The sequence below is a fragment of the Clostridium sp. MF28 genome (assembly GCF_002969175.1).
Lineage (GTDB): Bacteria > Bacillota > Clostridia > Clostridiales > Clostridiaceae > Clostridium > Clostridium beijerinckii.
In genome coordinates, this window is record NZ_CP014331.1 from 5,392,534 (window position 1) to 5,417,674 (window position 25,141).

Annotated in this window: 23 protein-coding genes, 1 pseudogene and 1 other annotated feature; of the genes and pseudogenes, 18 read left to right on the forward strand and 6 right to left on the reverse strand. The window is 29.1% G+C overall.

The genetic code is table 11. From position 1 onward, the window contains the following. Positions 1–158: 158 nt before the first annotated feature. The 7 genes from AXY43_RS23870 (at position 159) to AXY43_RS23900 (ending at position 10,631) form a co-directional block, all read left to right on the forward strand. Positions 159–536, forward strand: a complete 378-nt coding sequence (locus AXY43_RS23870) for a phage holin family protein (protein ID WP_011969102.1) — start codon at positions 159–161, stop codon at positions 534–536. A 136-nt stretch (positions 537–672) separates the two neighbouring features. Then, positions 673–1,053 (forward strand): SMU1112c/YaeR family gloxylase I-like metalloprotein, encoded by a 381-nt coding sequence (gene gloA2, locus AXY43_RS23875; RefSeq protein ID WP_011969103.1) that lies wholly within the window; start codon positions 673–675, stop codon positions 1,051–1,053. Between the two features lie 40 nt (positions 1,054–1,093). Continuing rightward, a complete protein-coding gene (locus AXY43_RS23880) occupies positions 1,094–2,284 on the forward strand; it encodes a MalY/PatB family protein (protein WP_105412286.1) in 1,191 nt (396 codons plus the stop codon). A gap of 512 nt (positions 2,285–2,796) precedes the next feature. After that, positions 2,797–3,015 (forward strand) — a binding site (T-box leader). 264 nt (positions 3,016–3,279) lie between these two features. After that, on the forward strand, positions 3,280–5,925 hold the full coding sequence (locus AXY43_RS23885; RefSeq protein WP_105412287.1) for a valine--tRNA ligase: 2,646 nt from the start codon (positions 3,280–3,282) through the stop codon (positions 5,923–5,925). Between the two features lie 242 nt (positions 5,926–6,167). Beyond that, complete coding sequence (locus AXY43_RS23890; protein WP_105412288.1) at positions 6,168–7,019, forward strand: TerC/Alx family metal homeostasis membrane protein; 852 nt, start codon at positions 6,168–6,170, stop codon at positions 7,017–7,019. A gap of 216 nt (positions 7,020–7,235) precedes the next feature. Next, complete coding sequence (locus AXY43_RS23895) at positions 7,236–8,549, forward strand: bifunctional folylpolyglutamate synthase/dihydrofolate synthase (RefSeq protein WP_039772361.1); 1,314 nt, start codon at positions 7,236–7,238, stop codon at positions 8,547–8,549. A gap of 102 nt (positions 8,550–8,651) precedes the next feature. Then, positions 8,652–10,631 (forward strand): HIRAN domain-containing protein, encoded by a 1,980-nt coding sequence (locus AXY43_RS23900; protein ID WP_039772364.1) that lies wholly within the window; start codon positions 8,652–8,654, stop codon positions 10,629–10,631. Positions 10,632–10,759: 128 nt separating this feature from the next. Here AXY43_RS23900 and AXY43_RS23905 read toward each other — a convergent pair whose 3' ends face one another. Beyond that, positions 10,760–11,017, reverse strand: a complete 258-nt coding sequence (locus AXY43_RS23905; protein WP_011969109.1) for a TIGR03905 family TSCPD domain-containing protein — start codon at positions 11,015–11,017, stop codon at positions 10,760–10,762. 226 nt (positions 11,018–11,243) lie between these two features. On the opposite strand from AXY43_RS23905, the gene AXY43_RS23910 reads away from it, so the two are divergent. Next, positions 11,244–12,122 carry a YncE family protein gene (locus AXY43_RS23910; RefSeq protein ID WP_039772366.1) on the forward strand — a complete coding sequence of 293 codons (879 nt, stop codon included), beginning with the start codon at positions 11,244–11,246 and terminating at the stop codon, positions 12,120–12,122. Between the two features lie 243 nt (positions 12,123–12,365). On the opposite strand, the pseudogene AXY43_RS23915 reads toward AXY43_RS23910, so the two are convergent. After that, positions 12,366–12,889, reverse strand: a pseudogene (locus AXY43_RS23915) (DUF4364 family protein). A gap of 167 nt (positions 12,890–13,056) precedes the next feature. Between AXY43_RS23915 and AXY43_RS23920 the strand changes: the two are divergent. Together AXY43_RS23920 and AXY43_RS23925 are read left to right on the forward strand one after the other, a co-directional pair. After that, positions 13,057–13,842: a polysaccharide deacetylase family protein gene (locus tag AXY43_RS23920; protein WP_105412289.1), complete on the forward strand. Its 786-nt coding sequence runs from the start codon at positions 13,057–13,059 to the stop codon at positions 13,840–13,842. A gap of 195 nt (positions 13,843–14,037) precedes the next feature. Continuing rightward, entirely contained in the window at positions 14,038–14,688 is a 651-nt protein-coding gene (locus tag AXY43_RS23925; RefSeq protein WP_011969113.1) for a single-stranded DNA-binding protein, read from the forward strand. 227 nt (positions 14,689–14,915) lie between these two features. On the opposite strand, the gene dapD is transcribed toward AXY43_RS23925, so the two are convergent. Beyond that, positions 14,916–15,626: a 2,3,4,5-tetrahydropyridine-2,6-dicarboxylate N-acetyltransferase gene (gene dapD, locus AXY43_RS23930; protein ID WP_011969114.1), complete on the reverse strand. Its 711-nt coding sequence runs from the start codon at positions 15,624–15,626 to the stop codon at positions 14,916–14,918. 155 nt (positions 15,627–15,781) lie between these two features. Between dapD and AXY43_RS23935 the strand changes: the two genes are divergently transcribed. The 3 genes from AXY43_RS23935 to AXY43_RS23945 all read left to right on the forward strand — a co-directional run bounded on the left by AXY43_RS23935 (position 15,782) and on the right by AXY43_RS23945 (position 17,945). Then, positions 15,782–16,927 (forward strand): pyridoxal phosphate-dependent aminotransferase, encoded by a 1,146-nt coding sequence (locus AXY43_RS23935; protein ID WP_039772370.1) that lies wholly within the window; start codon positions 15,782–15,784, stop codon positions 16,925–16,927. A gap of 84 nt (positions 16,928–17,011) precedes the next feature. Then, complete coding sequence (locus AXY43_RS23940; RefSeq protein WP_105412290.1) at positions 17,012–17,329, forward strand: pyrimidine/purine nucleoside phosphorylase; 318 nt, start codon at positions 17,012–17,014, stop codon at positions 17,327–17,329. A 307-nt stretch (positions 17,330–17,636) separates the two neighbouring features. Further along, on the forward strand, positions 17,637–17,945 hold the full coding sequence (locus AXY43_RS23945; protein ID WP_077829201.1) for an MGMT family protein: 309 nt from the start codon (positions 17,637–17,639) through the stop codon (positions 17,943–17,945). A 234-nt stretch (positions 17,946–18,179) separates the two neighbouring features. Here the strand turns inward: AXY43_RS23945 and dapB are convergent, their stop codons facing one another. From dapB to AXY43_RS23960, 3 genes are read right to left on the reverse strand one after another with little or no spacing between them, the layout of a single operon-like run. Continuing rightward, positions 18,180–18,935 (reverse strand): 4-hydroxy-tetrahydrodipicolinate reductase, encoded by a 756-nt coding sequence (gene dapB / locus AXY43_RS23950; RefSeq protein WP_011969118.1) that lies wholly within the window; start codon positions 18,933–18,935, stop codon positions 18,180–18,182. A 9-nt stretch (positions 18,936–18,944) separates the two neighbouring features. Beyond that, positions 18,945–19,823, reverse strand: a complete 879-nt coding sequence (dapA, locus tag AXY43_RS23955; protein ID WP_011969119.1) for a 4-hydroxy-tetrahydrodipicolinate synthase — start codon at positions 19,821–19,823, stop codon at positions 18,945–18,947. A gap of 29 nt (positions 19,824–19,852) precedes the next feature. Then, complete coding sequence (locus tag AXY43_RS23960) at positions 19,853–20,845, reverse strand: aspartate-semialdehyde dehydrogenase (RefSeq protein ID WP_011969120.1); 993 nt, start codon at positions 20,843–20,845, stop codon at positions 19,853–19,855. A 432-nt stretch (positions 20,846–21,277) separates the two neighbouring features. On the opposite strand from AXY43_RS23960, the gene AXY43_RS23965 reads away from it, so the two are divergent. The 5 genes from AXY43_RS23965 (at position 21,278) to AXY43_RS23985 (ending at position 25,033) form a co-directional block, all read left to right on the forward strand. Next, positions 21,278–21,496 carry a small, acid-soluble spore protein, alpha/beta type gene (locus tag AXY43_RS23965; protein ID WP_011969121.1) on the forward strand — a complete coding sequence of 73 codons (219 nt, stop codon included), beginning with the start codon at positions 21,278–21,280 and terminating at the stop codon, positions 21,494–21,496. A 101-nt stretch (positions 21,497–21,597) separates the two neighbouring features. Further along, positions 21,598–22,335: a class I SAM-dependent DNA methyltransferase gene (locus AXY43_RS23970; RefSeq protein WP_039772377.1), complete on the forward strand. Its 738-nt coding sequence runs from the start codon at positions 21,598–21,600 to the stop codon at positions 22,333–22,335. A gap of 26 nt (positions 22,336–22,361) precedes the next feature. Then, entirely contained in the window at positions 22,362–23,243 is an 882-nt protein-coding gene (hslO, locus tag AXY43_RS23975) for an Hsp33 family molecular chaperone HslO (protein ID WP_017212989.1), read from the forward strand. Between the two features lie 140 nt (positions 23,244–23,383). Continuing rightward, entirely contained in the window at positions 23,384–24,139 is a 756-nt protein-coding gene (locus AXY43_RS23980; RefSeq protein WP_039772379.1) for a YdcF family protein, read from the forward strand. Between the two features lie 48 nt (positions 24,140–24,187). After that, complete coding sequence (locus AXY43_RS23985) at positions 24,188–25,033, forward strand: pseudouridine synthase (RefSeq protein ID WP_017212991.1); 846 nt, start codon at positions 24,188–24,190, stop codon at positions 25,031–25,033. Positions 25,034–25,141 lie beyond the last annotated feature (108 nt).

Consider the following 25,141-nt stretch of genomic DNA (forward strand, 5'->3'; position numbering starts at 1 on the left):
GAAAATTTGTTTAATTTGATTATTTATACAGTATTGGAAGTATCATTTATATACTAATTAATATTACATATAAAAAACATAATATATTTTTATAAGGTGGGAACAATATAATTACACCCAAATAAAATTAATTTTTTAATTTAAGGAGGTAATTATTTATGGTACATGATAAAGAACATTCAGCAAAAGAGGGTTCTAATAACAGGAGCATAGGTGGATGGATTATAAGATTGGTTTTAACAGTTGTAGTTTTAGGCATAACATCTTTCTTAACACCTGGCTTTACTATTACAGGAATGTGGTCATTTTTAATAGCTGCGGTGGTAATAAGTGTAATAGATTATCTAGTAGAGGCGTTCATGGGTGTTGATGCATCACCTTTTGGAAGAGGTATAAAAGGATTTTTCATAGCAGCAATAATATTATATGTGGCTCAATTTTTTGTTCCAACTATGGCAGTATCTATCATTGGAGCAATTTTAGCTGCTTTAGTTATTGGAATATTAGATGCAATATTGCCCGGGAAAGTAATGTAAGTATTTAATAAGTAATAATATTTTCACAATATTAGGGATGATTATTTTATAATCATCCCTATAATTTTGCATCTTGTTTTTTATAAAACATAAATATATAATTTTATATAATTTAGTGCTTAAAAAGGAGAATTTTATGGATATAAATCATATACATCATATTGCGATAATTGCGTCTAATTATGAAGTATCAAAAAATTTTTATGTAAATATATTAGGATTTGAAATAATACGAGAAAATTATAGGAAAGATAGGGATTCATATAAACTGGATTTAAAGATAGGAAGTAGTGAAATTGAACTTTTCTCTATGCCAAATGCGCCTAAGAGACCATCATATCCAGAAGCATGTGGACTGAGACATTTAGCTTTTCATGTAAAAGATATTGAAGAAGTAATAAGAGAGTTAAATGAAAAAGGGATTGAAACAGAGCCAATTAGAATAGATGAATATACAAATAGGAAATTTACTTTTTTTAGTGATCCAGATGGTCTGCCCTTAGAATTACATGAATAAGCACATGAGGCAATAAAAATTATTAAGGAGGGTATTTTTAATGAAGTATGATTTTGAAACACTAGTATCTCGAAATAATGTAGGTGCAAGTAAATGGAATTTGATGAGAAAAATTAATAATGATGTTAGTGAATCTATAGTGCCTTTTTCTGTTGCAGACATGGAATTTAAAAATCCACCAGAAATTATTGAAGGGCTTAAAGAATATATAGACTCTAGTATTATGGGATATACAGAAGCTACGGATAAGTATTATAAAGCAGTATGCAATTGGATGGAAAGAAGACATACATGGAATATAGAGAAAGAATGGATTACTGAGTTCTCAGGTGTTGTGCCAGCACTATATACAATTGTTAGAGCGCTTACTAAAGAGGAAGATAATGTTTTAGTGATGACTCCAGTATATTATCCTTTTTATAAAGCAATTATAGATAATAATAGAAAGATAATAAAAAGTGAATTAATACTTAATGAAGATCATTATGAAATAAATTTTGAAGATTTCGAAGAGAAGGCCAAATTAGAGGATACCAAATTACTAATTTTATGTAATCCACATAATCCAGTCGGACGAGTTTGGAGTGAAGAGGAGTTAAAAAATATTGGTAGAATATGTTGTGATAATAATGTTATTGTAGTATCTGATGAAATTCATTTTGATCTAATAATGCCAGGGTTTAAACATACAGTTTTTGCAAATATATCTGAAGAATTTGCGAATAATTCAGTTATTTGTACAGCACCAAGTAAGACTTTTAACTTAGCAGGTCTTCAAGTTTCTAATATTGTTATTAAAAATAAAAAAATAAGAGATAAAGTCAGGTATGAACGTAGAAAGTCTACAGGAAATTTAGGTCTTAATATTTTTGGATATAAAGCATGTGAAATTGCTTATAATGAATGCGAGCAATGGCTTGAGGAACTTATACAGACTATAAATAAGAATAGAAAAGTTGTAGAAGACTTTTTTAGGAGTAATATTCCTGAGGTCAATATAATAAACCTAGAAGGAACTTATTTGCAATGGCTAGATTTTAGAACATTGGAGAAGGATCATAAGGTATTAGAAAAATTTATGACAACAGAAGCGATGTTTTTCTTAGATGAAGGTTATGTTTTTGGCGATGAGGGTAAAGGATTCGAGAGAATAAATTTAGCATGTCCAACAAAGGTGCTTAAAGAAGCATTGGATAGATTATTAGAAGCTGTAGAAAGGTGCTACAGATAGGCATGCTAAATATCATCCTTAAGTAATTATCTTATTTAAATTCAATAAAAATGAAACTATATTTATATGAACAATTATTTATAGAAATATAGTTTTAAAGTAATATATGATTAAATTTATCTATGTATATAGAAAAATATGTTTCTATATACATAGGAACATATATAAATATTTATAGGAATAATGCGGGTTAAATAGGATAAAACTTATAATGGTCTTGAAAAAGTATTATAAGGAAGACTATCATAGAAAAAGTACTGGAAAACTATTATTGACAAAAATTATACTATAAGATATCATAAGTGAGAGTTCAAATTTCATGATTAACACTTTAAAGTTAATCATGAAGTTTATGTGAGTTAAAGTAATAATATAATATATAAAAGCAATGAAAAAGAGGAGTAGAAATTTTTGAGCATTAAAAGGAAACTAACTCAGGAGAGTTTAGGAGTACGGTTCTTTTAGCAAGGAAACTCACTCAGACGAGCTGAGGAGTACAGTTCTTTAGCTAAATCATAGATTTAGAAAGAACTAGCAAGAACTAGGAAGAGAGAGGGAGGCGCTGAAAACCCTTATGCAAGAAATTTTGAAGGTAGCTTTTGAGCTTCTTTAGTGAAATAATAGTAGCTAAAGACGGTTTGTCTGAATCGTTATTTAAATTAAGAGTCCATTAATGCAGTAATTCTGTATATGTGGAAATAAAGGTGGTACCGCGAGCTTTCGTCCTTTTGTGATGAAGGCTCTTTTTGCGTTGAGAATCAAAATTTTATATTTGCTTCTTGGAACTTTCACAGTCTGTATTTTATATTCGCTTATTCGAAAGCCAAAAGAGACTGAATGTGAGTCGGATTTAACTTATTAAGACACAGCAATTGCAGTGCATATTCTAAAGAATATATATTCTTAGGAATAAATATTCTTTACAATATTTATTGTTTAGAATATAAAAAGTTAACAAGTTAATTGTTAGTTTAACTAAGTTTGGAGGAATTAAAATGTCAGAAGAAATAAAAAATATATCAACTACATATGATCCAAAAGAATTTGAAGATAGGATCTATAAAAATTGGGAGGAGAAGGGATACTTTACTCCAGTAATCGATAAGAATAAAAAACCATATACAATAATCATGCCACCACCAAATATAACAGGTCAACTTCACTTAGGGCATGCATTTGATGATACTCTTCAAGATATGCTTATTAGATTTAAGAGAATGCAAGGATATTGTACATTATGGTTACCTGGAGAAGACCATGCGTCAATTGCGACAGAAGTTAAAGTTGCAAATCAGTTAGCAGAACAAGGTTATGATAAAAAAGAAATGGGAAGAGAAGCATTCCTTGAAAAAGTTTGGGAATGGAGTGACAAGTATAGAGCTACAATAAGAAACCAAGTTAAAAAGCTTGGGGTATCTGCAGACTTTACAAGAGAAGCATTTACAATGGATGAAAACCTTAGTGCTGCTGTAAAACATGTATTTGTTAAGCTTTATAATGAAGGTTTGATTTATCAAGGGAATAGAATAACTAACTGGTGTACACACTGTCAAACAGCATTATCAGATGCAGAAATTGAATATGAAGAACAAGCAGGGCATTTTTGGCATATCAATTACCCATTAGCTGATGGAAGCGGGGTTATTGAAATAGCAACAACTAGACCTGAAACATTGCTTGGAGATAGTGGTGTAGCTGTAAATCCTAATGATGAAAGATATAAACACCTTATAGGTAAAACTGTAATACTTCCTCTAGTTAATAGAGAGATTCCTATAGTTGGCGATGAATATGTAGATTTAGAATTTGGAACTGGTGCAGTTAAGATGACTCCAGCTCATGATCCTAACGACTTTGAAGTTGGTAAAAGACATAACTTAGAAATCATAAGAGTAATGGATGATAAGGGAATTATCAATGAAAAAGGTGGTAAATATAAAGGTCTAGATAGATATGAAGCAAGAAAAGCTATAGTTAAGGATTTAGAAGAAGCAGGTCTCTTAGTTAAGATAAAAGATCACGCTCATAATGTTGGAACTCATGATAGGTGCGGAACTACGGTAGAACCTATAATCTCAAAACAATGGTATGTTAAGATGGAAAGTCTTGCAAAGCCAGCAGTAGAAGTAGTTAAGAATGGCAAAACTAAATTTGTTCCTGAAAGATTTGATAAGATATACTTCAACTGGATGGAAAATATCCAAGACTGGTGTATTTCAAGACAATTATGGTGGGGACATAGAATTCCAGTATATTATTGTCAAGATTGCGGAGAAATGATGGTACTTGAAGATGCTCCAAAGGCATGTACTAAATGCGGAAGCTCCAATATTAAACAAGATAATGATGTACTTGATACATGGTTCTCTTCAGCATTATGGCCATTCTCAACACTTGGCTGGCCAAACAAAACAGAAGACTTAGAATACTTCTATCCAACAAGTACATTAGTTACAGGACATGATATTATCTTCTTCTGGGTTGCAAGAATGATATTCTCAGGACTTCACTGCATGGGAGAAACTCCATTTAATACAGTTCTTATTCATGGTTTAATTAGAGATTCTCAAGGTAGAAAGATGAGTAAATCTTTAGGAAATGGTGTTGATCCACTAGAAGTAATTGAAACTTATGGTGCTGATGCCTTAAGATTTATGATAGCTACTGGTAATGCTCCAGGAAATGATATGAGATATTATCCTGAAAGAGTTGAATCATCAAGAAACTTTGCAAATAAGATTTGGAATGCTTCAAGATTTGTAATGATGAACCTTGATAAAGAAGTAATGAACAAATATAAAGACTGCAAAGAATATTCTTTAGCTGATAAGTGGATATTATCAGAAATGAATACTTTAATAAAAGAAGTAACAGAAAACATGGAAAAATATGAACTTGGAATTGCTATGCAAAAAGTTTATGACTTTATGTGGACTGAATTCTGTGATTGGTATATAGAACTTGTTAAACCTGTATTCTATGGAGATGATGAGAAAGCTAAGGGAATAGTTTACAACGTATTAAATACAGTTTTAATTACAGGATTAAAATTATTACACCCAGCTATGCCATTTATAACAGAAGAAATATTCACTCACTTAAGTGATGAGGAAACTATAACAACTTCAGCTTGGCCTGAATTTGACGAAGCTTTAGTAAATAAAGAAGCAGAAGATGATATGGCATTTGTAATTGAAGCTATAAAAGGTTTAAGAAATGTTAGAGCTGAAATGAACGTACCACCTTCAAGAAAGGCAAAAGTAATCTGCTATATAGCTGAGGATGCTAAAAAAGCATTTAACTCAGGTGTAGCATACATTGAAAAGTTAGCGTCTGCATCAGAAGTAGAATTTATTAGTGATAAGGCTAATGTTCCTGCAAATGCTGTATCTCTAGTTGTTAAAGGCGGAGAATTATTTATGCCGCTACTTGACTTAGTAGACAAAGATAAGGAATTAGACAGATTAAATAAAGAAGCAAAGAAACTAGAAGGAGAAATTGATAGAATAGATAAAAAGCTAGGAAATCAAGGTTTTGTTGCTAAAGCACCAGCAGCAGTTGTTGACGCTGAAAAAGAAAAGAGAGTTAAGTATGTTGAAATGTTAGAAGCTGTTAAAGTTAGAATTGAAGCTTTAAAATAATTTTAATGAAATTCAGTAAAAGATATTACTAAGTTCCTTGGAGCTTGGTAATATCTTTTTATTTTTTAAAAGTTTTACTCTAAAAGATAAGGGAGCTATTATAGCATATAAACAAACATGCATTAAATTATTATATAGTTAGTAAAATGAAAAAAGTTAAAAATTTTTGAAAGGTAAGGATATAATAGGAGGATTATTAATATATATAATTCTAGAATAATATATATGGAGGCGTTTGAATTTTGAAAGCGAGAAGGCATTTACTTAACTTAATTTTTTGGATATCCTTATCAATCTTATTTAATATTATTATATATTACACACGAGGTGAAACATCAGCAATAGAATACTTTGGTGGTTACATAGTAGAAATGTCGTTAAGTTTAGATAATTTATTTTTATTTCTGATGATATTTTCAAGTTTTAGAATACAGGAAGAATACCAGGAAAGGATACTTCTATATGGCGTTATAGGGGCGATGGTATTAAGGTTAATTTTCATTTTACTTGGCGTAGCTATGGTAAATAAATTTAGTTTTATATTATCTATCTTTGGAGTATTATTGCTACTTAGTGGTGCAAAAATATTTCTTAGGGAAGATGATAATATTCAATTTCATGATAATTTGGCAGTTAAGATTTTAAGAAGGACAATGCCTATAACAAATGTTTTGCATGGAAATAAATTTTTTGTTAGGCAGAATAAGATCATTTATGCTACACCTCTTTTTATAGTACTTTTAATAATAGAATTTTCAGATATTATTTTTGCAATAGATTCAATCCCAGCTATTTTTTCTATAACAACGGATACTTTCATAGTTTATACATCTAATATTTTTGCGATTTTAGGACTTAGAAGTATGTACTATATATTAGAAAAGATGAATAATATGTTCAAGTTCATGAAATATGGAGTTGGATGTATATTAATTTTTACGGGAATAAAGTTAGTAATATTGTTTTGGGAAATTGAAATTTCAGTTACAAATTCTGTGTTGATTATATTGTCTATTTTATTAGCTAGTATATTAATATCTCTATTATTAAGTGAATTTGATAAGTTTAGAAATTGGTGTAAAAGAAGATTATAGATATTATGAAAAGGGCGCAAAGGCACAATACGGAATTTAACCACAGTCGCCTTCGAGTTTCTTCTTGAAGAATTATGGAATAAATTTAATACAGAGATGTTTTTGTTTAGCTTTTAATTAGTCATTTCACTAGAATTAAGATATAATGTAAAGTAAATACATACTATTTAGATTTTGCATTTATAGAAAAACATAAAAGACAAAGAGGTAAGAAAAATGAGCATGACTTATAAAGAAGCAATGGATTATATTACAAGCGTGGGGAAGTTTGGATCTAATTATGGACTTGAAAGAACTTTTAGAATTTTAGAGTTACTTGGAAATCCTCATGAAAAACTCAAACTTATCCATATTGCAGGGACTAATGGCAAGGGATCAACTACAGCTATGATATCAAAAATATTAATTGGAATGGGATATAAAGTCGGAATGTATACATCCCCATATTTAGAAGAATTTGAAGAAAGAATTCAAATAAATGGAAGTAATATTAGCAAAAAATCATTAGTAGACTTAGTAGAAGAAATTAAATTAGTAGTTAATAAAGTAATTGAAGAAGGATATGAACATCCTACTGAGTTTGAAATCATAACTGCATTAATGTTTTTGCATTTCTATAGAGAAAAAATAGATTATGGAGTAATTGAAGTTGGTCTTGGTGGAAGATTAGATTCTACCAATGTATTAACGCCTAAGGTTAGTGTAATAACATCAGTAAGTTTAGATCATATAAATATATTGGGTGATAATTTAAAAGATATCGCAAAAGAAAAGGCCGGAATTATAAAAGAAAATATACCGGTTGTACTCTATCCTCAAAAAAAAGAGGCAGAAGAAGTAATATTAAAGATAGCGGAAGAAAAAAAATCAAAAGTATATTTTGTGAATGAACAAAATGGAAAATTGGTTGATATCAATTATGATGATTTTTATCAAAATGTAGTTGTTAAAAGTATTAAAAATATATATAAGATTAAATTTCCTTTGCTTGGAGAACATCAAATATTAAATTTGGGAGTTGCTTTAAGTGCAATAGAGGTATTATGCGAGAATGAAAAAATAGAATTAAATACAAGCTTAATTGAGAAAGCTTTACAGGAAGTTGTATGGATAGGAAGACTCGAGGTCTTAAAAAAGAAACCTACGATAGTAATTGATGGGGCACACAATATAGATGGAATTAAAGCTCTTAGAAAAAATATAGAAAAGTATTTTAAATATAATAAATTATACTTATTGCTTGGTATTTTAGCAGATAAGCAAGTAAAAGAAATGGTACAGGAAATAACACCATTAGCTGAAAAAGTTTATGCACTTACACCACATAGTGAAAGAGCTGAACTTAGTGAAAATTTGAAAGAGGAAATATTAAACTATAATTCAAATACTATTGCATTAGAAAGTTATGAGGAGGCTTTTTCTCTAGCGTTAAAAGAAGCTAAGGAAGAGGATTTAATTGTAGTTAGTGGATCATTATACATGATTGGAGATATGAGAAAAATTATAAGAAATAAATTTCCTAATAAGTAGAATTGGGGCACATATATTTTCCGAATTAGTCTAAAAGAATATAAATCAAAAGATTCCGAGGCAAGCTTCGGAATTTTGATTAAAAGGAGTAGTGAAAGTTATATGGTTAAGATAGAAATAGAAAATTACATCAATAATAAGAACTCAATCTATTATGATTTAAAAGAATTTCGTGATAGAAATCCAGATACACTATATAGCTATCAAGACTTTGAAGTGGCTGGAAGAAGGGAATTTAAGATTATTACGAACAAAGTTCGTAAACTTCAGGATTATGAAAAGAATAGGCTAGCTAGTGAGCTAGTAGGACATTTATGTAATTATGCTTTGGATGAAGAAAAATTATCAAGTGTCCATGATTATATTACGTTAAATCCAATCATCGGTTATTATGAAAACTTGATTAAAATCTTCAAAGACTCTATGGAGAATAATAAAGAGATGTTACAAGCAATGAGCAAGAGAGTAAATAATTTACTTAAAGAGAGTTCGTATTCAGAAGCGGTGAAATTAGGGATATTACTTTCGCCTATATGCAGCATTAAAAACTTGAAGGATATATTAAATGTGTTTTCTATTCATAATGAATATATTTTCTATACAATCAAGTCATATGAATATATTGGAAGTTGTAATAATATAATTTTTGAGATTTCAAAAAGATCTAAAGGATATGGGAAGATATTTTGTATAATGAATCTTACTCCTACAACTTATGAGATAAAAAAATGGATGATTGAAAAAGGTTGTGATAATAGTGTTGGCATTACGGAATTATTATCTTACACTATGCTTTCATTAGATCTTCTGAGCTATTTGGAGGATACAAAATTTTCAAAAGAAGAGATTGAAGTTTTTGCAAAATCTTTCAGTACATTGCTTTCAGACTATAGTTTGGATGATATTAAGTATTCAACAAAAGTTTGCAATAAGTTATTAGAAATTATTGATAATATAAGTGGTGGCATATATTCGTTATATGCTGTAGTTTCAATTTTATATTCAATAGAAGCTATTATTATTGATGAATATAAGAATAAAGGAAATTCAAATTCGTATAAGTTAAATAATGATTATAAAGAAATAGTAGATAATTGTAAAAAAATTTGCAAGAAAGAGTTGTGGCATAATGTAATTGCGAATGAAGTTCACAATATAGAAATTGAAAGTAGTATATTAATAAGTTGTGCAGATAGAACGAAGTACAGATTAAAGAAAAGTGAATTTGAATTAATTATAAAAAGAGATTATACAAATGCACTTTTATATAAATATGCATTTTCCATTGGAAATAAGGCTATAAAAAAATGTGCTTTTAAATTAGGGTTGGGAAAATTACCAATGACTGAAATATTAAGCGGACAGGATGAATTAAAAATAGAAAATTTACTTTATGAGGATATAGCACAAATTTGTTTCTTTATAATTATAAAATATGCACAATATGAAGATTTTATAGATGAGTATAAGGATATTAACTTTCAGGCGCTAAAATCACCTTTAATTGAGACTAGAATTCAAGCGGCTGCAAATCTTCAAAGATTTAAAGACGAGTTTGATTCATTGGATAAAGAAACTATTAAGGACGCTATTAGCACAGAGATTGTTAGTGATGTACGAAGAGCATTAAATTCACTTTTGATTAAATCAAGTAGCAAAAAGAATAAAAAATATGTCCAAATAGATGAGAATATGCATATTGATGCTCATGTTAAAGATATATATTTAACCAGTGTAAACATTGCTGGAACAAGCTACTTTGATATGAGTGAAATATACAATAAATTATTGGAAGAGGATATTGTATATTTAAAAAGAGATTTTGATAATGAATATGATAAAAATGCGATTGAAGTTATAACAACAGAAGGATTTGTAATGGGGTATGTTCCAAGAGACAATAATTTAATATTAAAGAATTTAATAGATAAAGGTAAATATCTTTATGGAAAAGTAGAAGAGATAAGTGAAGATTATAGTGTTATAAAAATTCAAATATATCTAAGTTATAAAGATGTAATTGAGGAAATAACAAATACTTTATCATTACTATCTGGGGAGAGAGAAGACTATTTGCAATAAAAATAGTACGGATTGAAGTTCAATAAAACATAAAAACCATGCATAAGAAAGAAGAGTTTCTTTACTTATGCATGGTTTTTATGTTAGCAAAATTGAATAAATTATTGCTAGAAATTTATAATCTATTTTTAGTTTATAGAATTTTCTTTCTTCCAAGCTAATAGTGCTTTTGATAGCTGATCAGGACAAGATGTTCCTTTATTTCTACAATCTATTCCACCTAATCTTTTTATTATATCATCCACAGGCATACCTTTAACTAATTGACCAATGCCTAATAAGTTTCCAGCACATCCTCCAACGAATTCTACATTTTTAAGAATATTATTCTCAATTTCAAGATTTATTGTAGATGAACAAACACCAGTTGTTTTATATGAAAACATTCCACACACTCCTTAAGATAAAATATAACTATATACATGAAAAGTAAGCAGCTATAAAGAATTTTCCCAAATTACTTACTTTGAAAATGTAATTAGTTAAGCTCACTTTATTATACAAGAAATTTGTCAATAAATAAAGATAATGAAGTTAATAAGTTGTACCAATAATATATATTCAGAATATATTATAGATAGTAGAATGATTATCTTAAAAGGGGGGAATGGAGTGAGTTATATTGTTTTATGCAATACTGGTTCAGATAGTTTGAATAAAATAAACACTGAGAATCTAAATACTCAAAATATAGTTTTATCTATTGGTGAAGGTCCATTTGGCCCTCATGGATTATCATTATATAAAAATAAGCTATTAGTTGCAAATAACTATAATAATAGCATATCGTTGATAGATTTTAATAGTTTTAAAGAAGAAGGCAATATATATGTAGGAGCGCATCCAAATGATATAGTGGCTTATAATGATATTGCTTATGTTTCGTGCGGAGAATCTGACTCTTTAATAATATACGATTTGCTAAATGATAGGATTAATTTCGAAATACCAACAGGAAGATTTCCTCATAATATCACATTATTAAAAGATAGAAATTTAGTTTTTATAAGTAATATGGGAGATGACAGTATATCTATAATTGACTATATAAATAATAAGGAGATAAAGCGAATTAAAGTAGAAAATACTCCTGCAAAGATAAGCGTATCACAAAATAAAAAATATTTATACGTATGTATGAGTTATCTTGGGCGTGATAAAAATGGTAGTGTTGGAATAATAGATTTAAATACTCTTGAATTAATAAATAAAATTCAAGTTGGACACTCGCCAGTAGATTTATTTGAAGAAGACAGCTTCCTATATGTTTCTAATTTATGTGATGGTTCTATAAGTATTGTAAATTTAAATGAACTTAAAGAAGAGGAAAAAATTGATATTGGCGGAATGCCTAGAGGAATAGTGAAATCTAGAGATAACATATTTGTTGGAGACTTTTTGAATGGAGTACTGAAGATAATAGATATGAAAAATAGGAGAATAAAAACCATACCAATAGGAAATGAACCCAATGGTATGACTTTAACTTAGACATATGAAAGAAAATAACAAGTCCAAAATACCATGATTATTTTTTATCAGGCAAGGAAGTAGAATGGCCTCATAGCCTGCTATTAGGGCATTCCGCTGATAAACAGAGAACCCAAATCTATGATTTGGTGTGAATCGCTTACTCAGTGAGCGCATGCGAGTCAAACTTCCAATTGTGGAAAATAGGCGTGGCCGATGGAAATATTATTTTTTTGATTATGTCTTAAATCGATAAAAGTAACTTTAATTAATTAATAAACTTATTATATTGGTATAAATTTCGGAAGGATTTTCTTTCCATTTAGCACAAATTGAAGTAGCTTGATTTTTGGATGGAACTGATAATTTTAATTCCATTAATAACGAGTCGTTTTCTACAGCTTTAAGGTTAACAATAAAACTATCGTTTGCACCTAATGTGTAATCAGAATGTATAGTTAATTCCTTTTTTATAGACTCTATTTTTTCTTTTATATAGTCATTAATAGTAGACATTTTTGAAGGGGATATTCTATCTTTAAATAAAGAGAGAACATTATCTCCTTTTTCTGTTAATATCAATAATTTTTTATCATTTACACATGATATTCAACGAATTTAGATTCCTCAAGCTCTGATAAATATTGCTGGAATGTAAAATAATTAATAAAGTTATTTTCAAGAATTATTTCAGTAAGCTGAGTATTTGATATAGGATTTTTTATTGATTTTAAAACATATAACATTAATAACTTATTTTCTGCTAATTCTGATGAACTTTCGTACATAATTACCTCCATAATTGATGAAAATCTCCTTTTATTATAACACAAATTTTTTTTTAGTGAATAGGAGTATATCATAATTTATAAGTTTAAGTTTACTTAATAGCATAAAAAAATATGTAATGCATATAGTTTAAATATAAAATATAAAGTTAAAAGGAGCATGGAAAGTGACGTGGAAGAAAAAGAGAATCGGTATTGACATATTTTTGATTATCTTTTTAGTATTTATATCTATAGGGATTAGCAAAGCGATACAGGCAATGGGTAATATTCAGGAAGAAGATCCTATATATTGTGTTGATACTAATGAAAAAGTTATTAGTTTAACATTTGATATAAATTGGGCAGAAAAAGATAATTTGAATGTAATATTAGACATATTGGACAAATATAATGTAAAAGGAACATTCTTCATAATGGGGGGATGGGTAAATTACAGCGAGGACAATGTGGAGAAGCTTAAGGCAATAAAGGAGAGGGGGCATGAAATAGGTAATCATAGCTACAAACATCCTATGTTCACTAAAATAGGAGCAGATAGAATGAAAGAGGAGATAGAAAAGACTAATGATACAATTGAAAAATATACAGGTGAAAGACCTAAGCTATTTAGGTTTCCAAGTGGAGATTATAATAAAGAGTCTTTTTCAAAAGTAAGAAACCTAGGATATGTACCAATTCAATGGAGTGTTGATTCTGTAGATTGGAAAGAGATATCTGAAGAAACTGAATATAACAGAGTTATGAAAAACGTTAAACCAGGATCTATACTTCTTTTTCATAATAATGCAAAGTATACTCCAAATAATTTAGATAGAATTATTAAAGAACTAAAGGATAAAGGATATGAGTTTAAATCAGTAGGTCAAATGATATATTCAGATAACTATAGCGTAGACAATCAAGGGATTCAACATAAAGTGAAACTTGATTCAGCTGGGGCTGAATCTTAGACGAACTTATCCAGGGACTAGTGCCACTTACTACTATCTTTAAAATTGTGATTTACTAAGGGCAGTTAGTCATCGGATAAAAATAATTAATATTTATTGAAAATAAACTAGTTTTTGTATTATAATGGTAATATATGCTAGTGGGAGCATATATTACACAAAATAAAATAATTTCCGATGGAGAGAGGGATTACAATGGATAATTTGATGTTAAATAACAAAATTTACCTTGAAGGCAAGGTAACATCTGGATTAGAGTTTAGTCATGAAATGTATGGGGAGGGTTTCTACACTTTTGATTTAGATGTAATGAGATTAAGTGATTCAGTAGATAAATTAAATATTACTGTTTCAGAAAGATTACTAAGTGACATAAAGCTTGATGAGGGTGTGGAAATAATTGTTGAAGGTCAACTTAGATCTTATAACAAGTTTATTGATGGATCTAACAAGCTAATACTTACTGTTTTTGCAAGAAACATTGAACCATGTCTAGAAAGAAGTAAAAATCCCAATGAAATATTTTTAGATGGATACATTTGTAAGGAGCCTATTTATAGAACTACACCATTTGGACGTGAGATTGCAGATGTATTACTTGCCGTAAATAGAGCATACAATAAATCAGATTATATTCCAACTATTGCCTGGGGAAGGAACTCAAGATTCTGTCAAACTTTAAATGTTGGAGATAATATTAAGGTATGGGGAAGACTTCAAAGCAGAGAATATCAAAAAAAGGTATCTGATAGTGAAGTTGTGAAAAAGATTGCATATGAGGTATCAATCTCAAAAATGGAAAGAGCTAATAAGGAAGAGAGCACTGGAGAAGAGGGCGCAGTATAGAATTGTTTATTTAATTAAAATAAATATTCTAAATTCGAAAAAGCTATAAGCATTATGTAACATAAATATAGTATTTTTTTTGGTAAATAAAAAGGTTTCAATTAATATAGATTTATTGAAACCTTTTATTATAATTATGAGAAATAACCAGTATATTAACTTTATACATCTGATAGGTACTTTCTCAATAATATATTATGTAATTTTGAATTTCTAATAAAAAATAATTACTTTCTTAAGTCATCTAATATTTGAGTTTTATCTTTTGTCTTGTCATCTACTGCCTTGATTATCTTAGCAGGAGAACCAGCTACAACAACGTTGTCTGGAACATCTTCTGTAACAACAGAACCAGCAGCTACAACGCTACCTGCACCTATCTTAACGCCTTCAAGGATTACAGAATTAGCACCAATTAAGGCATTATCTCCAATCATACATGGTTCTTTGCTTGGTGGTTCTAATACTCCAGCAACAACAGCACCAGCACCTAGATGAACATTCTTACCTAATTGCCCACGAGCACCAACTACAGCATTCATGTCAACCATAGTTCCATCTCCGATTTCAGCACCAATGTTTATTACTGCACCCATCATTATTACTGCATTTTTACCAATAGTAACCTTATCTCTGATGATAGCACCTGGCTCAATTCTAGCGTCAACTTCAAGTAAATCTAGCATTGGAATAGCAGAATTTCTTCTATCATTTTCTATTCTAAAGTGTTTTATAAGATGTTTATTATCTAAAACTATTTTAGTTATAGAATCAGATTCTCCCATTAGTATATAAAATCCGTTAGAACCGTACCACTCTACATCATTCATTTCAGCATTGCTTAAATCTCCATTAACATAGACTTTTACTGGAGTAGATTTTTTTGATTCCTTAATAAATCTAGCAATTTCATAAGGATCCGTTAAATTATATGACATTATATCACCCTTTCCATTATTTTCGCAATCATCCTTATTATAATAAAGATTGAACGCAATTAAAAGGGGAATAAGTAAAAAAACACAAATAGTTTGAATCAATTTTATTAATGAGGTAAAATAAGTTTATATTGCAAAACGGGGGCGCATAAATTATGAATAAACAAGTAGAGAAAATACAAATCTCGGGAATAAGAAGATTTGCCGAGAAAGTTAAGAAAGTTGAAGGAGCAATATCACTAACCATCGGACAGCCAGATTTTCCTGTGCCAATAGATATATCTGAGGCTATGATTCAGGCTATAAGAGATAATAAAACGGTTTATACATCAAATGCAGGTGTTGACGAACTTAGAGAAGAAATTTGTAATTACTTAAGAACATTTGATATTGAATATAATAAAGATGAAATATGCATAACAGTTGGTGGAAGTGAAGGATTATATTCAGTATTATTTGCTGTTATGAATTCAGGAGATAAAATATTAATACCTGGACCTGCTTATCCAGCTTATGAAAATATTTCTATAATGATAGGGGCAGATGTAGTAACATATCCTTTAAATGAAGATTTTACATTAAATTTAGATAAAATTAGAGAAAAATTAGAGAATGAAAACATTAAAGTATTAATGTTGTCATTTCCATCAAATCCTACAGGTGCAATTTTATCTAAGGAGCAAAGAAACGAACTTGTTGAATTAATAAAAAATAAAAATATTATAGTAATAACAGATGAAATGTATTCGTCTATAATTTTTGATGATTATTATTCAGTAGCACAGGCAAAGGAAATAAAAGATAAAGTCATATATGTAAGTGGGTTCTCTAAAATATTTTCTATGACAGGGCTTAGAATAGGTTATGTTGCATGCTGTGAACAGTACATGAAAGAAATAATGAAAGTACATCAATATGGTGTTTCGTGTGCACCTTCTATTGCACAATATGGAGTTCTTGAAGGGCTAAAAAAATCTTTAAATGATGTAGAAAATATGAGAAAGACCTTTGAAAGAAGAAAAGACTACTGTTTGAATAGATTAAGGGATCTTAATTTGGAAGTTGCAGAACCTAAGGGAGCATTTTATATATTTCCTTCAATTAAAAAGTTCAATATGTCTTCTGAAGAGTTCTGTGAAAAGTTATTAAATGAAGGAAAGCTTGCTTGCGTACCAGGTACAGCCTTTGGTGATTTAGGGGAAGGATATATGAGAATTTCATATTGCTATAGTGATGAAATTTTAAAAGAGGCATTTGATAGATTTGAAAGATTTTTAAAATCAAATTTCACAAATTGCTAATTAAAAGTTTTAGAAACAATAAGATAAGCTATTATTTAATGAACTCTTTAATATAAATAATAAATAAAAATAGGGGGCATAACAATGAGCGAATTTAAAAATGTTACAGCAGTAAAAAAAGCAAATGTATATTTCGATGGAAATGTAACTAGCAGAACCATCATATTTGAAGATGGTGAAAGAAAAACTTTGGGGATAATGTTACCTGGAGATTACGAATTTGGAACTGGAGATAAAGAGGCAATGGAGATCCTAGGAGGTTCAATGGATGTAAAATTACCAGGTTCAGATAAATTTGTTACATACAAAGAAGGAGATACTTTTATAGTACCTGCAAATTCTAAATTCAGTCTAATAGTAAAAGAAGTGGCAGATTACTGTTGTTCTTATATTGAAGAATAGTTAAGGTATTAAAAATACTTATAAAGATAGAGATATGAAAGCATCTGTTTTTACAGGTGCTTTTTTCTTCATGGTGTTCCGAGCATGGGAACTCGCTAAACAAAGTAAAACTCAATAACTATCCGAAATAGCTTAAGTAAATTTAGCAGGTGATTCATTATAACTGCTCTTCATTGTGTTACGTTGACACAATGTTTACTTTTTTGTTAGTATTGTATAATCAAAACAGAAGATTAAACATTAAGATAGAGTACAAAACATCACAATACAATATCTTCAAGCAAGGATTATTATAAAAGGTGAATATATGAAAAAGATAATGAATGAACAATTAATTTATGAAGTACTTTCAGTTGTAGAAGAAATCCCTGAAGGGAAAGTAGCTACATATGGACAAATTGCCAGTCTTATTGGTAGAGACAAAAATGCACGGCTTATCGGGAAGGTTCTTAGCCAGGCAGAAGCTTATGGACAATATCCATGCCATCGTGTGGTAAATCATGCTGGAAGATTGGTACCAGGGTGGGAGGAACAACGATTTCTGCTATTAGAAGAAGGAGTATCCTTTAAAGATAGTAATCATGTTGATATGAAGAAAAATAAGTGGGAATGTTAGGATAGATATGTAAGATTAATGAGCAGAATTATTTAAATTCGATTGATCGCCTTTAATAGAGCAGTTAATGATACAAGTAGATGGTAATATTATAAATGCTTATATCACTAAAAATAAGTAATATAAGCATTTATAATATGTTTCAATGGAATTTAGATGGTTATTATTCTTAGAATAATCCATCTAAATTCTTAGAAACAAGAATACAGTTATTTATTATGGTTAGTAACTAATTTATTGAATTCCTATAACATCACTCATGTCATATAATCCTGGATTAGTTACAGAAGCCATATACTCACATGCTTTTAAGGCACCAACGGCAAAAACTTCTCTTGAAATTGCTTTATGAGTTAATTCTATTACTTCACCAGTTCCGGCAAAGATAACATCGTGGTCTCCAATTATACCACCACCTCTAACTGCATGTATACCAATTTCATTTTCTTCTCTTTTGGAATTTCCTTCTCTTCCATAGATGTACTTTGTTGTATCTTCTATAGAGTCTTTTATGGAATCAGCAAGCATAATTGCAGTTCCACTTGGAGCATCCACCTTTTGATTATGATGCTTTTCAACTATTTCAATATCATAGTTTCCATAGAGTAGAGGAGTTACTTTCTTTAAAAGAGAATTAATTAAATTAATACCAAAAGACATGTTACCTGATCTAAATAGCTTAAGAGTAGTACTCTTTTCATCTATTAAAGATAAATCTTCTGGTGTAAAGCCAGTTGAACATATTACTAATGGTTTGTTAGTTTTTTCTGTTATTTCTAATAGACTATGAAGAGCATCAGCTCTTGAAAAATCTAATAAAACATCATATTGGATGTTTAAATCCTCAGTGCTTTCAAAGATAGGATATGGAGCATTACTTGGAAATTTATCAATTCCAGCAACAATCTCTAAGTTCTTAAATTTATCAGCGCACTCTGTAATCATCTTACCCATCTTACCTGAGCAACCATTTAATACTATTTTTATCATATTATCACCTTATATCAATTTATAATCTAGCAAAGCAGCTTTTAGTATTTCCTCATTGTTATTATCCATTTCACAAAGTGGAAGCCTTAAAGGACCAACATCGAGGCCCATAAGATTCATGGCTGTTTTAACTGGGATTGGATTCGTTTCTAAAAATAAAGTATTAGCTAAAGATAATGTGTCTAATTGAATATCTAAAGCTTCCTTAAATTTATTAGCTAAACATTTTTCAGCTATTTCATGAACTTTACTTGGAATTATATTAGCTAAAACTGAAATTACGCCTATACCTCCAATAGACATTATAGATACAATTTGATCATCATTACCAGAATAAATATCTATAGAATCTCTGCAAAGCGCCTTCATTTGAAGTATTTGGCTGATATTTCCGCTAGCTTCTTTTATCGCAACAACATTGCTTAATTCAGCAAGCTTAGCTAAAGTTTTAGGTGCAATATTAACACCTGTCCTACTCGGTACGTTATAAAGTACAATAGGAGTATTAACCTCATCATTTATAGCTTTAAAATGTTTTATCAAACCATTTTGAGTAGTTTTATTGTAATATGGTGTAATAACAAGAAGTCCATCTACTCCAACGCTTTCAGCATATTTACTCATTGAAATAGCAGCAGCAGTATTGTTTGAACCGGTTCCTGCAATTACAGGAATTCTTTTGTTTATTACATCAACTGTAAATTTAATTGCATCTTTTTTCTCTTTTTCTGTCATCGTAGTAGCTTCACCTGTAGTACCACAAATTACAATGGCATCAGTACCTTCTTTAACGTGCCATTCTAATAAATTTTTAAGTGATTCGAAGTTTATTCCATTTTCATTAAATGGCGTAACTATAGCTACAGCTGAGCCTTGAAATATTGACATTCAGATTCCTCCAACTTAATTACTAAGAACTATTTATTATCTTTTATCATTATTTCAGCAATTTGAATAGCATTAAGTGCTGCACCTTTTCTTATGTTATCACCAACAACCCATAGGTTTAAACCATTATCCACACTAAAATCTCTTCTGATTCTTCCAACATAAACGTCGTCTTTTCCTGAAACTTCAAGAGCAGTTGGATATTTTAATTCGTCTACTTTATCATATACAGTTACACCTTGAGTGTTTCCAAATAATTCGAAAATATCTTTTATATCAAATTCAGAATTAAGTTCAACATTGATGCTTTCACTATGCCCATTAAGTACTGGAACTCTAGCTGTAGTAGCAGTTACTCTTAAATCTGGTTCATGAAGAATTTTTCTAGTTTCTTTAATCATCTTTTCTTCTTCTTTTGTGTAACCATCTTCTAAAAATACATCTATATGAGGTAAAACATTACCAGCAATAGGATAAGGGAACTTCTTAGGTGCAACACCCTTAACACCATCTTCTAAATCTCTTATACCTTGGACACCAGCCCCAGATACTGCTTGGTATGTTGAATAAACTATTCTCTTAATTCCATATTTGTCATGTAAAGCTTTCATTATAGGCATTGCTTGGATTGTTGAACAATTTGGATTTGCAATTATTCCTTTATGAAGTTTGATATCTTCTGGATTAACTTCTGGTACTACAAGTGGCACCTCAGGGTCCATTCTCCATGCACTGCTATTGTCAATTACTACTGCCCCATATTGCGCAAAAATAGGTGCAAATTCTGTACTAGCATCTCCGCCAGCTGAAAATAGTGCATAATCTATTTTTTTATCTTTTATATTCTTTTCACAAGTTTCTTCAACTACATAATCCTTTCCTCTAAATGATAGAGTACTTCCTTCAGATCTCTTTGATGCAAAAAGATATAAATTATTTACTGGAAAGTTTCTTTCTTCTAAGATTTCTAAAAATTTTCTACCTACATTTCCAGTAGCCCCAACTATTGCAATATTATACACAATAATCCCTCCTAAATTTATTTATTAATATTTTTATACATACAATTACTATAGTTAAATATTGAATAAATATCAAGTCAATGAGCAAAATAAGTTGAAAAAAACTATTCATAAAGAATTATTTATTCCATTAATTAGGGGGGAAATGAAATAATGTGTATATTTATGCATATATATGCAAGAAGCTGAAATAATTATTAGCAGCTATTATGTCGTATAAATATTATAAATTAAATGTAATTTTTGTAAAAATATATTTTTATAGAATAGTAAAGTGATAGAAGGAAATAATATTGGATGAAAAGATAAACTTTACAATTTATTTTTATAGTGTAATTCAAGTAACTTAGAATTTTTTTATTTCTTTTATTCTTTTCATAAATAAATAAATATCAATAAAAAACTAATTATTAAGATTGGTAGGGATAAAGAATGGGTAATAAATCTGTAAAAAAGACAATAAAAGCAAAACTTAAAGCAAATAAAGAGCTTACTGAAGCTGAAAAAATGAGAGAAAAAGTTAAATATGAAATTGCAGAAGAACTTGGTTTAATCGATAAAGTTAATAAAGAAGGATGGGGCGGACTATCTTCTGGAGAGACCGGAAGAATAGGCGGAATAATGGCTAAAAGAAAAAAAGTGCCAAAGTAAATGACAAGCTTCTATATTTTTACTAATTTGACTAAGTAAATAATTACGATATAATATACTAGATGAATTAGTAAATTTACGTTAAGGGCGTGATAAAGCAGATGGCTTATAAAGAGTTTGCCAATATATATGATGAATTAATATATGAAGATATTAATTATGATAAAGTTGCAGATAAGATTATAAATATATGTAGAAAAAATAAGTTAAAGTTTGAAGATTATTTGGATTTAGCATGTGGAACTGGAAATGTTTCGATTAATGTAGCAAAATACTTTAAAACTGTTTATGCAGTAGATTTGTCAGATGATATGTTAAATGTAGCTTTTGATAAATTTAAAAAGAATAAAATTAAAGCAAAAGTAATTTGTCAAGATATGTGTGAGTTAAGTTTAAATAAAAGATTTGATCTTATAACTTCTGTTCTTGACTCAACTAATTATATAACTGAGGATGAAGATTTGCTTGATTATTTCTCAAGTGTATATGAACATTTAAAAGAAAATGGTATATTTATTTTTGATATAAATTCGTATTATAAACTTTCTACCGTTCTCGGAAATAATATATACACTTACAGTTCTGAAGAAATTTTTTATACGTGGGAAAATTCATTTGAAGATGATGTATTAAATATGTTTTTAACATTCTTCGTAAAAACCGAAAATGAACTATATAAAAAATTTGAAGAAGAGCATTTTGAGAGAGCTTATAAAGAAAGCTATATAGAAGATATATTAAAAAAATGTAACTTTAGAATAATAAATAAATTTTCAGGATATTCTGATGAGGAAGTAAATGAAAATAGTGAAAGAATACTTTACATAGTAAGTAAATAAGACGTGAAATAGGAGATGAGATAAAAATGCAAGATAAAATAGTTAGAGCAACAGCTAAGGATGGAATGGTTAGAATAATAGCAGGGATTACTACTAATTTAGTAAATGAGGGCTGTAAAATACATGAATGTACGCCTGTAGCTTCAGCAGCTTTAGGAAGAATGTTAACTGCAGGTACACTTATAGGAACTACACTAAAAAGTGAAAAAGAAGTTGTAACTTTAAAAATAAATGGTAATGGAGAAATAAATGGAATAACAGTAACTGCACATAGTGATGCATCTGTTAAAGGGTTTATTGGAAATCCATATGTTGATAGGCCTCTTAATGAAAAAGGAAAATTAGATGTTGGAGGAGCTATTGGAACAGATGGTATTTTATATGTAATAAAGGATTTAGGGCTTAGAGATCCATATATTGGACAAGTGCCTATACAAACTGGAGAAATAGCAGAAGATTTTGCATATTATTTCACAGCATCTGAGCAAACACCATCAGCGGTATCACTTGGTGTATTGGTTGATAGAGATTTATCTATAAAGGCGGCAGGTGGATTTATAGTGCAAATGATGCCTGGCGCAGATGAACTTCTTGCAGATGTTATAACATATAGATTAGAAGAAATTCCACCAATAACTACATTAATAAGTGAAGGAAAAACAATAGAAGAAATTTTGGAGTATATTTTTGATGGAATGGATTTAAAAGTATTAGATTCTTTAACTCCAGAATATAAATGTGATTGTTCTAGAGAAAGAGTTGAAAAAGCCTTAATATCTATTGGAAAGGAAACTCTTCAAGAGATATATGATGACAAAAAGAATGAGGAAATAGTATGTAACTTTTGCAATACTAAATATGAATTTACTAATGATGAAATAGGAGAATTATTAAATAATAGTAGATAAACATACTAAAATTATAGAATAAAAATAATAAAAAGATACAGAGAATAATTTGGAAAACTATGAAAAAGCAGATTATTCTCTTTTTTCGTGCATAAATATTATAACAGAATATTTTTTATTTTAATTAAGGAGTGCATGTTATGAAAAAAAATTTGGATATTATCTTTGGCATGATTATTATAGTATATATTGCAGTAATAAATATTATAAGCAGCTCCAAAATCTCATTTAGTATTCCTATTTTTATTTTAGGAGTTACTTTAATAATATATCATTTTATTAAGAGGGGAATAGAAAATAATAAGTTTATATATAGGTATTTTAAAGTTTTAAAAGTACTAATTTGCATAGGAGGTATATTTTTTTTAGGAATAGAAATTTTTATAATTAATTATCCTAAATATAATAAGGGGAATGCAGATTATATTATTGTTTTGGGAGCAGGACTTGATACTAACTCTAACCCAAGTTTAATCCTTCAAGGAAGGTTGGATGCAGCTTTAGAATACATAAAAGAAGATAATTGTAGATTCATTGTTTTATCAGGAGGACAAGGATCTGACGAGAAGCTGCCAGAATCACATGCAATGAAAAAATATTTATTAAATAGAGGAGTTGATGAGGAAAAAGTAATAATTGAAGATAATTCAAGGAATACAGATGAAAATCTTAAATTTTCAAAAGCAAAAATAGAAGAGAATAGTGGGAAACCTCTAGATAAACTTAATATTAAAATAGTAACAAGCGATTTTCATGCTCTTAGAAGCAGTATCTTAGCAAAGAGAAATGGATATGTAAATTATAGCAATTATTCTAGTTGCACTGTATGGTATTTAATTCCTATAACATATACAAGAGAAGCTTTTGCTATTGTTAAAAGTATAATATTTGATTAATATTAATATACAATTGAATTTTAGTAGCTTGAAAGGATAGCGTAAACAATGAGGATAAATAAATTATTTAGTAACTATGGAATTTGTTCTCGAAAGGAAACAAATAGATTGATTGAAGAAAAGAGAATTATTATAAATGGAAGATATTGTGTTGAGGGACAATGGGTAAATGATTCGGATGAAATAATATTTGACGGCAAACCAATTTCTACGGTGGAAAAAGTATATATTGTTTTGAATAAACCAGTTGGAATTACTTGTACTGCAGAGAATAAAGTTAGTGATAATATAATTTCCTATATGAAATATCCACACTATATATTTCCAGTTGGCAGATTAGATAAAGACTCGCAAGGGCTTATTTTAATGACTAATGATGGTGAAGTTGCTAATAGGATTTTAGAAAGCGATAATATGCATGAAAAAGAATATTTAGTTCAAGTAAATAAAAACTTTGATGATGAATTTTTAAAGAGGATGTCTGATGGAGTGGAGATTACAGGGAATAAAAGTTCTGGTGTTAGAAGGATAAGTGATAAATTAGGTTTATATAATAAAATAGAAGATAAAGAAAATCCACTAGGGGAAGAAAATATAGGTGACTCATCCATAGTACAGTTGAAAGAATTGAAAAATATAGAACGTGAAAAAAATAAATTTGTTAAAACAAGACCATGTCGAGTAGAAAGGGTAGATGATAATACATTTAAAATTATACTAACTCAGGGGATGAATAAACAAATTCGTAAGATGAGCGGAGCTTTAGGTTATAAGGTTATTAAACTTGAAAGAATTAGAATAATGAATATAAAGCTTAATAATCTGGAGATAGGAAAATGGAGGTACTTAGAGGAAAATGAAATAAAAAGCCTTAAAAATGAGTTGCTTAGGTAAAAAATATTTTAGTTAACATCAATTTTAGGCTAATATTGATAAGTATATAAGTAAACTTTATTGAAAAGGATATATCCCTATGAGATAATTAAATTAAATATAGTAAAG